Annotated in this window: 12 protein-coding genes and 1 tRNA gene; 10 read left to right on the plus strand and 3 right to left on the minus strand. The window is 59.4% G+C overall.

Annotated features, from left to right (window positions below; all coding sequences use genetic code 11):
• Positions 1-17: 17 nt before the first annotated feature.
• The 6 genes from infB (at position 18) to JZ00_RS17890 (ending at position 6915) form a co-directional block, all read left to right on the plus strand.
• Positions 18-2537 carry a translation initiation factor IF-2 gene (gene infB, locus JZ00_RS17865; RefSeq protein ID WP_039592314.1) on the plus strand — a complete coding sequence of 840 codons (2520 nt, stop codon included), beginning with the start codon at positions 18-20 and terminating at the stop codon, positions 2535-2537.
• Positions 2538-2696: 159 nt separating this feature from the next.
• A complete protein-coding gene (gene rbfA / locus JZ00_RS17870; RefSeq protein ID WP_039592313.1) occupies positions 2697-3098 on the plus strand; it encodes a 30S ribosome-binding factor RbfA in 402 nt (133 codons plus the stop codon).
• Positions 3099-3101: 3 nt separating this feature from the next.
• Entirely contained in the window at positions 3102-4019 is a 918-nt protein-coding gene (truB, locus tag JZ00_RS17875; protein WP_039592312.1) for a tRNA pseudouridine(55) synthase TruB, read from the plus strand.
• A gap of 142 nt (positions 4020-4161) precedes the next feature.
• A complete protein-coding gene (rpsO, locus tag JZ00_RS17880; protein ID WP_039592311.1) occupies positions 4162-4431 on the plus strand; it encodes a 30S ribosomal protein S15 in 270 nt (89 codons plus the stop codon).
• Positions 4432-4608: 177 nt separating this feature from the next.
• Entirely contained in the window at positions 4609-6714 is a 2106-nt protein-coding gene (gene pnp / locus JZ00_RS17885; RefSeq protein ID WP_039592310.1) for a polyribonucleotide nucleotidyltransferase, read from the plus strand.
• Between the two features lie 125 nt (positions 6715-6839).
• Positions 6840-6915, plus strand: a tRNA-Thr gene (locus JZ00_RS17890).
• Between the two features lie 17 nt (positions 6916-6932).
• On the opposite strand, the gene JZ00_RS17895 is transcribed toward JZ00_RS17890, so the two are convergent.
• A complete protein-coding gene (locus JZ00_RS17895) occupies positions 6933-7274 on the minus strand; it encodes a type II toxin-antitoxin system HicB family antitoxin (RefSeq protein WP_039592309.1) in 342 nt (113 codons plus the stop codon).
• Positions 7271-7522 (minus strand): type II toxin-antitoxin system HicA family toxin, encoded by a 252-nt coding sequence (locus JZ00_RS17900; protein WP_039592308.1) that lies wholly within the window; start codon positions 7520-7522, stop codon positions 7271-7273. The genes JZ00_RS17895 and JZ00_RS17900 overlap by 4 nt, the downstream gene beginning before the upstream one ends.
• 355 nt (positions 7523-7877) lie before the next feature.
• Between JZ00_RS17900 and JZ00_RS17905 the strand changes: the two genes are divergently transcribed.
• Positions 7878-8183 carry a DUF6388 family protein gene (locus tag JZ00_RS17905; RefSeq protein ID WP_039592307.1) on the plus strand — a complete coding sequence of 102 codons (306 nt, stop codon included), beginning with the start codon at positions 7878-7880 and terminating at the stop codon, positions 8181-8183.
• A 38-nt stretch (positions 8184-8221) separates the two neighbouring features.
• On the opposite strand, the gene nadC is transcribed toward JZ00_RS17905, so the two are convergent.
• Positions 8222-9070 (minus strand): carboxylating nicotinate-nucleotide diphosphorylase, encoded by an 849-nt coding sequence (gene nadC / locus JZ00_RS17910; RefSeq protein WP_039592306.1) that lies wholly within the window; start codon positions 9068-9070, stop codon positions 8222-8224.
• A gap of 233 nt (positions 9071-9303) precedes the next feature.
• On the opposite strand from nadC, the gene JZ00_RS17915 reads away from it, so the two are divergent.
• The 3 genes from JZ00_RS17915 to ampE all read left to right on the plus strand — a co-directional run bounded on the left by JZ00_RS17915 (position 9304) and on the right by ampE (position 12972).
• A complete protein-coding gene (locus tag JZ00_RS17915) occupies positions 9304-11514 on the plus strand; it encodes a DUF1631 domain-containing protein (protein WP_039592305.1) in 2211 nt (736 codons plus the stop codon).
• 64 nt (positions 11515-11578) lie between these two features.
• Positions 11579-12139 (plus strand): 1,6-anhydro-N-acetylmuramyl-L-alanine amidase AmpD, encoded by a 561-nt coding sequence (ampD, locus tag JZ00_RS17920; protein WP_039592304.1) that lies wholly within the window; start codon positions 11579-11581, stop codon positions 12137-12139.
• Positions 12136-12972, plus strand: coding sequence for a regulatory signaling modulator protein AmpE (gene ampE, locus JZ00_RS17925; protein WP_039592303.1), 837 nt, complete (start codon positions 12136-12138; stop codon positions 12970-12972). Before ampD ends, ampE begins: the two co-directional genes overlap by 4 nt.
• Positions 12973-14425 lie beyond the last annotated feature (1453 nt).

The following is a 14425-nucleotide window of genomic DNA, read 5'->3' on the forward strand; positions in this document are numbered from 1 at the left end:
CCTGAGGAGAGAAGTGCATGACGCAAGTCACGGTGAAACAACTGGCCGATGAGGTCAAAACACCGGTAGAGCGCCTGTTGCAGCAGATGCGTGAGGCAGGTCTGCCGCACACCGCCGCCGAGGAACATGTGACCGACAGTGAGAAGCAGTCCCTGCTGACTCACCTGAAGAGCAGTCACAAGGCGAAAGTGGAAGAACCGCGCAAGATCACTCTGCAGCGTAAAACCACCAGCACCCTGCGTGTTGCCGGTAGCAAAAGCATCAGCGTTGAAGTACGCAAGAAGAAAGTCTTCGTACAGCGCAGCCCGGAAGAAATCGAAGCCGAGCGTAAACGCGAACTGGAAGAACGTCGCGCAGTAGAAAATGCTGCTCGCCAGAAGGCTGAAGAAGAAGCCAAGCGTCGTGCTGAAGAAGAAGCGCGTCGCCAGCCTGCTGCTGCGCAACCCGCTCCGACCGAAGCTGTCGAGGCTGTTGCCTCGGTTGCCGAACCTGTGCGCGAAGCCGCTCCAGTCGTAGCGCCGGCGCCGGCTCCGGCCGATACCCGCAAGCGCGACGAACAGCGTCGTCCGGACAAGCCACGTGCCGACGACAACCGTCGTGGTAGTGGCGATGGCGAGCGCAAGAACGCTCCTCATCGCGCTTCGGTCAAGGAAAAGGCGCCGGCACCACGCGTTGCGCCTCGTACTACTGACGAAGAAAGCGATGGCTTCCGTCGCGGCGGTCGCGGCAAGGCCAAGCTGAAGAAACGCAACGCCCACGGTTTCCAGAGCCCAACCGGCCCTGTCGTGCGCGAAGTGAAGATCGGCGAGACCATCACTGTGGGCGATCTGGCCCAGCAGATGTCGGTCAAGGCTGCTGAAATCATCAAGTTCATGTTCAAGCTGGGCACCCCGGCCACCATCAACCAGGTGCTGGACCAGGAAACTGCCCAGCTGGTCGCCGAAGAGCTGGGCCACAAAGTGACCCTCGTCAGCGACACCGCCCTGGAAGATTCCCTGGCCGAGTCGCTGAAGTTCGAAGGTGAAGCGGTTGCCCGTGCGCCGGTCGTGACCGTCATGGGTCACGTTGACCACGGTAAGACCTCGCTGCTCGACTATATCCGTCGTGCGAAGGTTGCCGCTGGCGAAGCTGGCGGTATTACCCAGCACATCGGCGCCTACCACGTTGAAACCGACCGCGGCATGGTGACGTTCCTCGACACCCCTGGTCACGCCGCGTTTACCGCGATGCGTGCCCGTGGTGCCAAGGCGACCGACATCGTGATCCTGGTGGTTGCAGCGGACGACGGTGTCATGCCGCAAACCATCGAAGCCGTTCAGCATGCCCAGGCTGCTGGCGTGCCGCTGGTGGTTGCAGTGAACAAGATCGACAAGCCGGGCGCTGATCTCGATCGCATCCGCAGCGAACTGTCGGTTCACGGCGTGACCTCCGAAGAATGGGGTGGCGACACGCCATTTGTTCCGGTTTCCGCGAAGATGGGTACTGGCGTCGACGAACTGCTCGAAGCCGTCCTGTTGCAGGCCGAGGTTCTGGAATTGACCGCTACGCCTTCAGCGCCTGGCCGTGGTGTGGTTGTTGAATCGCGCCTCGACAAGGGCCGCGGCCCGGTGGCAACCGTGCTGGTTCAAGACGGTACCCTGCGTCAAGGCGACATGGTGCTGGTTGGCTCGAACTATGGCCGCGTGCGCGCCATGCTCGACGAGAACGGCAAGCCAATCAAGGAAGCCGGTCCGGCTATTCCGGTCGAGATTCTCGGCCTGGACGGTACTCCGGACGCTGGCGACGAGATGAGCGTTGTGGCTGACGAGAAGAAAGCCCGTGAAGTTGCTCTGTTCCGTCAAGGCAAGTTCCGCGAAGTCAAGCTGGCCCGTGCTCACGCCGGCAAGCTGGAAAACATCTTCGAAAACATGGGCCAGGAAGAGAAGAAGACGCTTAACATCGTCCTCAAATCCGACGTCCGTGGTTCGTTGGAAGCGTTGAACGGCGCCTTGAATGGCCTGGGTAACGACGAAGTGCAAGTGCGTGTGGTCGGTGGCGGCGTCGGTGGTATCACCGAATCCGATGCCAACCTGGCACTGGCTTCCAACGCTGTACTGTTCGGCTTCAACGTGCGTGCCGATGCTGGCGCTCGCAAGATCGTCGAGCAGGAAGGCCTGGATATGCGTTACTACAACGTGATCTACGACATCATCGAAGACGTCAAGAAAGCGTTGACCGGTATGTTGGGCAGCGACGTGCGGGAGAACATCCTGGGCGTGGCCGAAGTTCGCGACGTGTTCCGTTCGCCGAAATTTGGTGCCATCGCCGGTTGCATGGTGATCGAGGGTGTCGTTCACCGTAACCGTCCGATCCGTGTACTGCGTGAAGACATCGTTATTTTCGAAGGCGAGCTGGAATCCCTGCGTCGCTTCAAGGATGACGCTTCCGAAGTACGTGCCGGCATGGAATGCGGTATTGGCGTCAAGAGCTACAACGACGTCAAGGTCGGTGACAAGATCGAAGTCTTCGAGAAGGTCCAGGTTGCTCGCAGCCTCTGACTCGCGCACTTCAAGAGCCGCATCGGGCATTTGCATGAACATGCATTGCCTCGCTGGCGGACTCTAAACGCAACGCCCGGTCTGGCTTTTGCCAGGCCGGGCGTTTGCCGCTTTCAGACCTCGCGGGTTTCACCGTGGGGCAGTAACAGGTAACAAGACATGGCAAAAGAATACAGCCGTACCCAACGAATCGGCGATCAGATGCAGCGCGAGCTGGCCCAACTGATCCGTCGCGAAGTCAAAGATCCGCGCGTTGGCCTGGTCACCATTACCGCCGTGGAAGTCAGCCGTGACGTCGGTCATGCAAAGATTTTCATCACCGTGATGGGGCAGGACAGCGCCGAAGAAATCGCCCAGAGCATCAAGGTGCTCAACTCGGCTGCCGGTTTCCTGCGTATGCAGTTGGCCCGGGAGATGAAGCTGCGCAGCGTTCCACAGTTGCACTTCCATTACGACGAAAGCGTCGTGCGTGGCGCGCACCTGTCGGCGTTGATCGAGCGCGCCGTGGCTGAAGACAGCCAACACCCGGCGGCGCCTGAACCCGAAGACACCAAGGAGTAATCGGTGGCTCAGGTCAAACGTATCCGTCGTAACGTCAGCGGCATCATCCTGCTCGACAAGCCGCTGGGGTTCACCTCCAACGCAGCCTTGCAGAAAGTTCGCTGGCTGCTCAATGCCGAGAAGGCCGGCCACACCGGCAGCCTCGATCCGCTGGCCACTGGCGTCCTGCCGCTGTGCTTTGGCGAGGCGACCAAGTTCTCCCAGTACCTGCTCGATTCCGACAAGGGCTATGAAACCCTGGCGCAGTTGGGCAAGACCACCACCACGGCGGACGCCGAAGGTGAGGTTTTGCTGGAACGCCCGGTGACCGTTGGTCAGGCGGATATCGAAGCGGTGCTGCCGAAATTTCGCGGGCAAATCAGTCAGATACCGCCGATGTACTCCGCTTTGAAGCGCGATGGACAGCCGTTGTACAAACTGGCCCGTGCAGGCGAGGTAGTGGAGCGCGAACCGCGTTCTGTTACTATTGCGCGCTTGGAATTACTGGCTTTTAACGGTAATACTGCGCGGCTGGCTGTGGATTGCAGCAAGGGCACCTATATCCGGACCCTGGTGGAGGATATAGGCGAGCAGCTCGGTTGCGGTGCGTACGTGGCAGAATTGCGACGGACCCAGGCCGGACCTTTCACCTTGGCCCAGACGGTCACGCTGGAAGAACTCGAAGCGGTGCATGCCGAAGGCGGGAACGAAGCGGTCGACCGTTTCCTGATGCCATCGGACAGTGGCTTGCTCGATTGGCCGCTGCTGCAGTTCTCTGAACACAGTGCGTTCTACTGGCTCAACGGCCAGCCCGTACGTGCCCCGGATGCGCCGAAGTTCGGCATGGTCCGGGTACAGGATCACAACGGTCGTTTCATCGGTATTGGTGAAGTGAGCGAAGACGGGCGCATTGCGCCGCGTCGACTGATTCGGTCGGAATGACCGGAACCAGCCTGCGTAACAACAGGTTGGCGAGTGTGGCTGTTAACAGGCACGGTCACTACTCATTTATAGATACAGGGATTTGTCCCTGGCCTGTTGGTACGGTTTCCCCGGAAACGGTACCTCACAAGAGGAAAGCCACATGGCACTCAGCGTTGAAGAAAAAGCTCAGATCGTGACCGACTACCAGCAAGCTGTTGGTGATACTGGTTCGCCAGAAGTGCAAGTTGCACTGCTGACCGCCAACATCAACAAACTGCAAGGTCACTTCAAGGCCAACGGTAAAGATCACCACTCCCGTCGTGGTCTGATCCGCATGGTAAACCAGCGTCGCAAGCTGCTGGATTACCTCAAGGGCAAGGACGTTAATCGTTACAGCACCTTGATCGGTCGCCTGGGTCTGCGTCGCTAATCAGCGATTGCGCTATGAGGTTGGTTGTCTGCCAGTTGCCGGCGTTCTGCGTTGGCGACCGGCAGGCTCCCAGCCTCAAGTTTTATCTGGACAGTCGTTGGGCCGATTCCCCGCACTGCCCAAGAATTTCGTTAAAGAAGACAAGTTCCCCAAGAGCCACAAAGAAGGTAGGACACCGTGAACCCGGTAATCAAAAAATTCCAGTTCGGTCAGTCGACCGTTACCCTCGAGACTGGCCGTATCGCCCGTCAGGCCTCCGGCGCAGTGCTGGTCACCGTTGACGACGACGTCAGCGTATTGGTGACCGTTGTCGGTGCCAAGCAAGCCGATCCAGGCAAGGGTTTCTTCCCTCTGTCTGTCCACTACCAGGAAAAGACTTACGCTGCCGGTAAGATCCCTGGCGGTTTCTTCAAGCGCGAAGGCCGTCCTTCCGAGAAAGAAACCCTGACTTCCCGACTGATCGACCGTCCGATCCGTCCGCTTTTCCCAGAAGGTTTCATGAACGAAGTGCAGGTTGTCTGCACCGTCGTGTCCACCAGCAAGAAGACCGATCCGGACATCGCTGCGATGATCGGTACCTCGGCTGCCCTGGCCATCTCCGGCATTCCTTTCGATGGCCCGATCGGCGCTGCCCGCGTTGCGTTCCACGAAAGCACCGGCTACCTGCTGAACCCGACCTACGAGCAACTGAAGGCTTCCAGCCTGGACATGGTCGTAGCCGGTACTTCCGAAGCCGTGCTGATGGTTGAATCCGAAGCCAAAGAGCTGACCGAAGACCAGATGCTGGGCGCCGTCCTGTTCGCCCACGACGAGTTCCAGGCAGTGATCAACGCCGTCAAGGAACTGGCCGCCGAAGCCGCCAAGCCAACCTGGACCTGGGCTCCACAGCCAGAAGCCACCGAACTGCTGGGCGCGATCCGTGCCGAGTTCGGCGAAGCGATTTCCCAGGCCTACACCATCACCATCAAGGCCGACCGTTATGCGCGTCTGGGCGAGTTGCGTGACCAGGTTGTTGCCAAGTTCTCCGGCGAAGAAGGCCAGCCATCGTCCAGCGACGTGAAGGCGGCTTTCGGTGAAATCGAATACCGCACCGTCCGCGAAAACATCGTCAACGGCAAGCCACGTATCGACGGTCGCGACACCCGTACCGTACGTCCGCTGAACATCGAAGTCGGCGTCCTGCCGAAGACCCACGGTTCGGCATTGTTCACCCGTGGCGAGACCCAGGCCCTGGTCGTTGCAACACTGGGCACCGCCCGTGACGCGCAACTGCTCGACACCCTGGAAGGCGAAAAGAAAGACCCGTTCATGCTGCACTACAACTTCCCTCCGTTCTCGGTAGGCGAGTGTGGTCGCATGGGTGGTGCTGGTCGCCGCGAAATCGGTCACGGCCGTCTGGCTCGTCGTTCGGTCCAGGCCATGCTGCCGGCCGCTGACGTGTTCCCGTACACCATCCGCGTGGTATCGGAAATCACCGAATCCAACGGTTCGAGCTCGATGGCTTCGGTCTGCGGCGCTTCCCTGGCCTTGATGGACGCTGGTGTGCCGATGAAGGCACCCGTTGCCGGTATCGCCATGGGCCTGGTTAAAGAAGGCGAGAAATTCGCCGTCCTGACCGACATCCTGGGTGACGAAGACCACCTGGGCGACATGGACTTCAAAGTGGCCGGTACCGCCAAAGGCGTCACCGCGCTGCAGATGGACATCAAGATCAAGGGCATCACCGAAGAGATCATGGAAATCGCCCTGGGCCAAGCCCTGGAAGCGCGCCTGAATATCCTCGGCCAGATGAACCAGATCATCGGTCAGTCCCGCACCGAGCTGTCGGAAAATGCTCCGACCATGATCGCGATGAAAATCGACACCGACAAGATCCGTGATGTCATCGGTAAAGGCGGCGCGACCATCCGTGCGATCTGCGAAGAAACCAAGGCTTCGATCGACATCGAAGACGACGGTTCGATCAAGATCTTCGGCGAAACCAAGGAAGCGGCAGAAGCAGCACGCCAGCGCGTCCTGGGTATTACCGCAGAAGCCGAGATCGGCAAGATCTACGTCGGCAAGGTTGAGCGCATCGTCGACTTCGGCGCGTTCGTCAACATCCTGCCGGGCAAGGACGGTCTGGTTCACATCTCCATGCTGAGCGATGCTCGCGTCGAGAAAGTGACCGACATCCTCAAAGAAGGCCAGGAAGTGGAAGTGCTGGTACTGGACGTGGACAACCGCGGCCGTATCAAGCTGTCCATCAAGGACGTCGCAGCAGCCAAGGCATCGGGCGTTTAATCACCCCGTTGTCTAACCGCTGAACAAGCAAACGCCCCGACTGGTTCGGGGCGTTTTGCTATGTGGCGAAAATCCCTGCCTGGCAGGTTGCCTGGCTACAGGGGACGGTGCTAGTTTTAGCCACCGCCCGTGTAGCTCAGTCGGTAGAGCAGCGCACTCGTAACGCGAAGGTCGCAGGTTCGATTCCTGTCTCGGGCACCAGGGTTCTACATTCGCCTTTATGCGTGATGCTGTAGATATTCGTTCAGTGCCTGGCGTGTCAGGTCATTCAGCGACACATTTTGCCGGGTTGCCGCCAAAGCGGCTGCCAGATGCAGATCGTGCCCGATACGAACATTGAATGATCCCTTGCACGGAATCTCTGGCTTCTGCCCAAGCTGCTCGCAGGTTTGTAGATAGTCATCCACCGCCTCGCGAAAAGCTGCTTCCAGCTCAGCCACGGTTTGCCCTTCATAACTCACCAGCGCCCTGATGAATAAGAGCTTTCCAAACAGGCATTTGTCTTCGGTGCTCGCTTCAATTGAGCCGACATAGCCTTTGTATTGCAGCTGGGGGTTCATGGAATCAGGCCTCCTGTTTTCAATTGCTCAATAATCTGGCGTCTTATATACGCTTTGAGATCATTTCCGGGATGCGGCTTGTGCAGGTTGTTCATTGCATTCGGGTCTCCATTGTCGAATTTGACCCTACTGCCTGACCCTTCTAATTGGGAATAGCCAAGCCGACATAACAGCGTGACAAGCTCCGACCAAGTGAATGCGCTTTGCCCGTTGAGTAGCTTTGCGAGAAGTTTTTCATTCTTTGACATGAATGCTTTTTCTTGCAACTGAATATAGTTGCATGCTCTTGAACGGTCAATGGATAGGCTTCTGTTCGTCGAAACCCGGGTAAGGAAGGTGGAAATTTATACGGGGTGAATTCCGGGTATGGAAACGAGAAACTGTAACCGCGCACATACCTCGCACCTGCACTCGATTCCAGTTGTTGCACTGGCTTTCGTCTCTGTTAGGATTCCTTGTCCCAAAAAACAAACACCGTTGTTTTCAGATGATCCCCCGAATGGTTCTGAAGGCCAGGTAAACCGGGCTTCCAACGGCTTCCTGCGTCAGAGAGATCCTTGATGATCCAGATCCATCTTCCATTCCCAGATCAGCGAGAACGCCATGAACGCTAAAGAATTGACCCAAGAAGCCAGGCACGCAGAAGCCCTGCGCCAATATGCCTCGGACACGCCTCAGTTACTGGAAGAGATCAAGGACCTGAGCCCCGATGATCAAAAAGACCAGCTCCAGTGGGCGTTCGAGGACGAGGCCGAAGCCCAGGGGCTGCAGCCTTGGGAGCTGACGCTCAAATACACCAGCACGCCTGAAGAGTTCGAGACGCAGCGCCTTGCCTTGCACAAGGAGGCTGCCGAGGTGTTGGGTGTGGAATGGGATGAATACTGCGAGATGAACAATCTGGTGGTCTGAAGAAAACGCCAGCCTTTCAAGGCTGGCGTTTTTTCTTGTCAGAGGCTCAAGCGCATCGACAGATCAACCGCCTTGACATCCTTGGTCATCGCACCGATAGAGATGTAGTCGACTCCGGTCTCGGCAATCGGCCGCAACGTGTTTTCGTTGATGCCCCCGCTGGCTTCCAGCCTCGCCTTGCCGCCGTTCAGGCGTACCGCTTCGCGCATATCGTCCAGGCTCAGTTCGTCGAGCATGATGATGTCGGCACCGGCCGCCAGTGCTTCTTTCAGTTCCGCCAGGCTTTCCACTTCGACTTCCACCGGTTTGCCCGGTGCGATCTGGTGGGCGGCGCTGATGGCCTGGGCAATCCCGCCGCAAGCGGCAATGTGGTTTTCCTTGATCAGGAACGCGTCATACAGGCCGATGCGGTGGTTATGGCAGCCGCCGCAGGTCACGGCATATTTTTGCGCCAGGCGTAGCCCCGGCAGGGTTTTGCGAGTGTCCAGCAGCTTGACCTGGGTATCGGCGACGAAGTCGGCCAGGTAGCGAGCCCGGGTGGCGACGCCTGACAGTAACTGCAGGAAATTCAGCGCGCTGCGTTCGCCTGTCAGCAGTGAGCGGGCCGGGCCTTCGAGGTGGAACAACGCCTGGTCAGGGTTCACGCGGTCGCCGTCGTGTACTTGCCAATGCACCGCGACACGCGGGTCCAGCTGCCGGAACACTGTATCGACCCAGGCCGTGCCGCTGATGATTGCGGCTTCACGGGTAATGATGGTGGCCTTGGCCAGGCGTTCGGCGGGGATCAGTTGCGCAGTGATGTCGCCGCTGCCGATGTCTTCCAAAAGCGCGCGGCGCACGTTGGCTTCGATTTCGGCGGTCAGGTCGGCGAGACGTAGATTCGGCATAACGGGCTCCACAAACAAAGTGGCCGGATTATATCCGCTTGGGACTTGTTGGCTTGCATTTGGTCGCCTGCCCGCAACATTTACCTGAATAGCAGGTCTTTTATTGCGATCTCTTTGAGCCGGTTCACAGAGTCCTCTGGTGCGACGAGTTCTTTTTACCCGATAATCCGCCTTTCGATTGACGTCATGAGTTTGACGTCGCGAACCGAAGAATGCCGTTTCAGGAGGCCAGGATGCACAACGACGGGAATGTAGTGCCTTTGCATAAAGTGCCTACCGACCAGGCGAATCGTTCGCCGCTCGCCCGCCTGCCTGTGATTCTGCTTCAGGTCCGCGACAAGGCCGCGCAGCAATTGCGCGTTGGTTTGCAGGGCCTGTTCGATAACGCCGATGACACCTTGTTCGAAATGGCCGACCGGGCGCGCAACGACATCGAGCAGAATCTGTACTTCGAAGCGATGCGCGACTTGCGGTTGAAGCGAAAGAGTATCGAGCGTGAGTTCCTCGAGCAGTTTTTCGAGGCCTTTGTCAGTCTTGCTCAATATGACCTGACCCAGGCAACCCTGGCGCCTGTGCTGGGCACCCTGCCGAGCCAGCCGAACCATGACGAGCTTGAACGCCGCCTGGCGGTGGAGACCATGGTCGCCCGGGTGCTTAGCCGCGACGGTGTATCGCTCGATCAACTGACGGCGCGGCTCGGCGTATTGCTGGACCGGCCCTTGACCAACCAGCAGAACCCCTTGAGTCCGGCACTGTTGTGCGAGCATTTTCTCCAGGCCGGGCGCAACCTGGGCGTGGGGATCAAGGTCAAGCTGATCCTGCTCAAGCTTTTCGAACGTTACGTACTCAGTGAATGCGATCAGTTCTATGCGGAGGCCAATCAGTTGCTGGCCGCGACGGGCGTGTTGCCGGACCTCAAGGTCTCACCGTCGCGACGGGCGTCGGATCGTGTCGAGGAAGTGACCCGACCCAACGTCGATGGCGCCGCCAGGCCTAGGGCCGATGAGGTCGACGACAGCGTCCAGGAGGTCTTCGCCGCGTTGCAGAAGTTGCTGGTCCAGGTGCGCGGCAGCGTTGCGCCGACCCTGGAACCCAGCGTGCCAGCCCAGCCGATCTCGACACGGGACCTGCTGCGACTGTTGTCTCACCTACAGCAGTACGTACCGTCGCCCACCGTGCAGGATGACTTCGACCTGCGCAGTCAACTCGAACAGCTGCTGACCCGTGTCAGTGTCAAGAGCGGCAGGTCCCGGGTCGTCGATGGTGCTGATGAAGACGTGATCAACCTGATCGCGATGATGTTCGAATTCATTCTAGACGACCATAACTTGCCGGACTCGCTCAAGGCCTTGATCGGTCGACTGCAGATTCCCATGCTCAAGGTCGCGGTACAGGACAAGAGTTTTTTCAGCCGCGGCAACCATCCGGCCCGTCGGTTGCTCAACGAAATTGCCGCGGCAGCGATGGGTTGGGGTGATTGCGACGATCATCAGCGCGACAGCCTATACCTGCGCATCGAGCAAGTCGTGCAGCGCTTGTTGAATGACTTCGTCGACGATCCGGCGATCTTTTCCGAAGTGTTGGCCGACTTCCTGGCGTTCACCAGCGACGAACGCCGTCGCAGCGAACTGCTGGAACAACGCATCCGCGACGCTGAAGAAGGCCGCGCCAAGGCCGAACTGGCCCGGCAGCGAGTGGAAGGGGCGCTGAACCAGGTCATGCTGGGCAAGGTCTTGCCCCAGGCGGTGGTGGATTTTGTGCAGCAGGCCTGGAGCCAGGTGTTGTTGCTGACCGGTTTCAAGCATGGCGAGCAATCAGCCGAATGGCAGGCCGACGTGTTGACCCTCGAACAATTGGTCTGGAGTGTCCAACACCACGAAGAATCCGATGCGGGTCTGCGCTTGCTGGCGATGGTGCCGGAGCTGCTCAAGGCCTTGCGCGAAGGCTTGAGCCGTTCGGCATTCGACCCGTTTGCCACCAGCGAATTCTTCAGCGAGCTGGAAGTGCTCCATGTCCAGGCGCTCCAACGGCTGGGCCAGGCAACCGAGCAGGCGCAGCCGGCGGATTCGCCGGTGCTGGTCGAGGTGGTGGAGCCCATCGTCCTGCGAACCACGCCGAAAACGCCGACTGACGAACCGACCGTGCGCTTGCCTGCCGATGACGTTGGCCTGATCCAGGTCGATCAGCTGCGCCTGGGAAGCTGGGTCGAATTCCAGGAGGACGAAGACAACAATCTTCGGTGCAAGCTCGCGGCCATCATCCAGGCCACCGGCAAGTTTGTCTTCGTCAACCGCACCGGTCTCAAGGTCCTGGAGCACAGCCGCACCAGCCTGGCGTTGGAGTTCCGCCGAGGCGCGGCGCGATTGCTGGACGACACCCTGCTGTTCGACCGGGCGCTGGAGTCCGTGCTCGGCAACCTGCGCCAGCTCAATCGCGGCAAGTGATCGCGCAGCCAAGGCCGATCGCGGCATACTGACGGTCTTCACCGTCGTCATCGAAGGAACCTGTATGCAGCTGGACTCCGCGAGCGGTTGGTGCGATGGCGTGCGTCATTGCCCATCACCCAATTTCAATGCGCGCCCCGAGGGTGAAATCTCCCTGCTGGTCATCCACAACATCAGCTTGCCGCCGGCACAGTTCGCCACGGGCAAAGTGCAGGAATTTTTCCAGAATCGCCTGGATGTCACGGAACATCCCTACTTTGCCGGTATTGCAGACCTGCGCGTCTCTGCGCATTTCCTGATCGAACGTGACGGCGCGGTAACCCAGTTTGTCTCTTGTCTTGATCGTGCGTGGCACGCGGGCGTCTCGTGTTTCGAAGGGCGGGAGACGTGTAACGATTTTTCCATAGGCATCGAGCTCGAAGGCACCGATGATCTGCCATTCACCGATGCGCAATATGCTGTCCTGGTGGACCTGACCCGGCAGTTGCAAAAGGCGTTCGCGGCGATCACGGTGCAGCGCATTTGCGGGCACAGCGACATCGCGCCGGGACGCAAGACCGATCCGGGACCGGCATTCGACTGGGCGCGCTATCGTGCGGCCCTGACAGAAGGGGAAGAACAATGAGTTTTCTGGTGTTGCTGCTGGCGGTCTGGATCGAGAAGTTCTCGGCCTTGCGCCAGCGGATCCAGCGTGATGGCGGCTGGCTGGGCGAGCTGAACAAGCTCGAGGCGCGTCCGCGCTGGGTCAATCGCCCCTGGCTGGTGCTTGTGGTGACGGTCCTGCTGCCAGTGTCGCTGTTGGCGTTGCTGCTCTGGGTACTGGAGCCGGTAGCCTATGGTTTGCTGGCATTGCCGATACATCTGATTGTGGTGATCTACAGCCTGGGGCGTGGCGATCTGTTGGCTGATCTCGGGCCGTTTCGCGATGCATGGCGACGTGAAGACCTGCAAGCGGCGACCCACGTGGCCAAGCGTGACTTGAACATCGATGCCGACAATGGCGAGCAATTGCTGGGACGGGTCCAGGGGCATCTGCTGTGGCAGGCGTACCAGAGCTTCTTCGCTGTTATCTTCTGGTACTTCCTGCTGGGCCCGGTCGCAGCGCTGAGCTATCGATTGCTGGCGCTGGCCGCCGAGCACAGCCTGAACCCCGGCGTGGCCGAGCGGGCCGCGCAATTGCGCCACGCCTTCGACTGGGTGCCAGTGCGGTTGCTGGCGGCGAGCTTCGCCCTGGTGGGTAACTTCGTCGCGGTCAGCCGGGTCATGCTGCATGAATTGCTGAACTGGAACATCAGCGCCGCCGACCTCATCGACAAGGTCGGGCTGGTGGCTGGCGAGATCCCAACCGCCGTCGTCGGGCCGGAAGGCATCAACACCCTGGATCGACTCTGGGAATTGCTGTTGCGCGCGGCAGTGCTCTGGTACGCCGGGTTTGCGTTGTGGACGGTGTTGGCCTGACGCCCCGCACTTATCCTGGGCGTGCTTCGCAGGCCAGCGCAAGCAAGTTCGCTGGCCACGGATGGTGTGCCCTCGTTAACCTTAAGTTACAAATCTCTCCGCCGATTTAGGCTATACAGGGACAGCGTCACGAATAGTGGCTTTGTGCTGTCTCCGTGCACGTGCGCATAACAATAAGAACACTACCGGGAGACCTCCTTGTGAAGAGTTTGCTCTGGCCCGCCGTCGCCCTGATGAATCGCCTGAGCTTCGGCATGAAGTTCAGCCTGATCAGCGTCCTGTTCCTGCTGCCGATGCTGGTGACCAATTTTTTCCTGGTGCGTGATTCCTATCGGGAGTTCCAGGGCACGCAAGTGGAGCTGCAAAGCCTGGACTTGCTGGGCAGCAGCCTGGCGCTGCGGCGCGACCTGGAGACACTGAACAATCTGGTGCAGATCAACGCCAGCCTGGGTCAGTCCGGCAAGGCCGGCGACGTGGAAGCGAAGATCACCGCGCTCGAGCAAAAGGTGCTCGCACGGTTGCAAGGCATGACGGCCATGGCCATCGAGCCCGAGCACGTCAGCACCTTCGATGCCAAGCGCGACGAGATGATCGCCGCTTTCAAGGCCCAACAGGCCGAAAGCTCCCTGCAAAGCAAAAGTGCCTTGATTGGCAGTCTGCTCAACAACGCACAGATATTCGGCCAGATCATCGCCAGCCAGGCGGGCCTGAGTCGTGACAACCAGGGTGACATCCGCCAGCTCAGCGAGTTGATCGTCGGTGTAACGCCCAAGGTCACCCAAATCCTCGGCGAGGGCCGTGCGTTGGGTGCTTCGTCGCTGGGGCTGGGCTTTCTCAATTCAGCGTCGAGTACCCGGTTCGAAGAGTTGTTGGTGCAGATCGAAAAGCTGCAGGGCGAATACGACCTGAAACTGCAAGACGCCCTGGGTTCGAGCTCGGCGGCTGGACAAGCGCTCGCCGATCCGGCCGCAGGCAGCAAGGGCACGCTCAAGCAGGCTGCGCAATTGATCGAAGATCAAGTAGTGATGGCCGACACGCTTGATGCTCCCTGGCCAGCATTTTTCGAACAGGTCAGCGGCCTGATGGAGCAGACCTACCGGCTCAACGAAGCGACCCTGGAATTTCTCGGTGTGCAATTGCAGCAGCGCCTGGGGCAGAACCGTAGCCACATGGTGTTGCAAGCCGTGGCGCTGGCAGCGGTGTTCTTGCTGATCTTCTATCTGTACGCCGGTTTCTACGCCTCGACGCGCACCACGCTCAAGCATCTGGGCGCGATGATGGACAAAGTCGCGGCGGGGGACATGACGGTCAATTTCGTCGCCCGCAGCAAGGACGAGTTGGGCGAGTTGGGCGAGGTGTTCAATGGCACCGTGGCGAAGATCCATGACTTGATCGAACAGGTCGGCCACACCGTCGCCGAGGTCGAGCGCCAGGCCGGGCAGGTAGAAACGGT

The sequence above is a fragment of the Pseudomonas frederiksbergensis genome (assembly GCF_000802155.2).
Lineage (GTDB): Bacteria > Pseudomonadota > Gammaproteobacteria > Pseudomonadales > Pseudomonadaceae > Aquipseudomonas > Aquipseudomonas frederiksbergensis_A.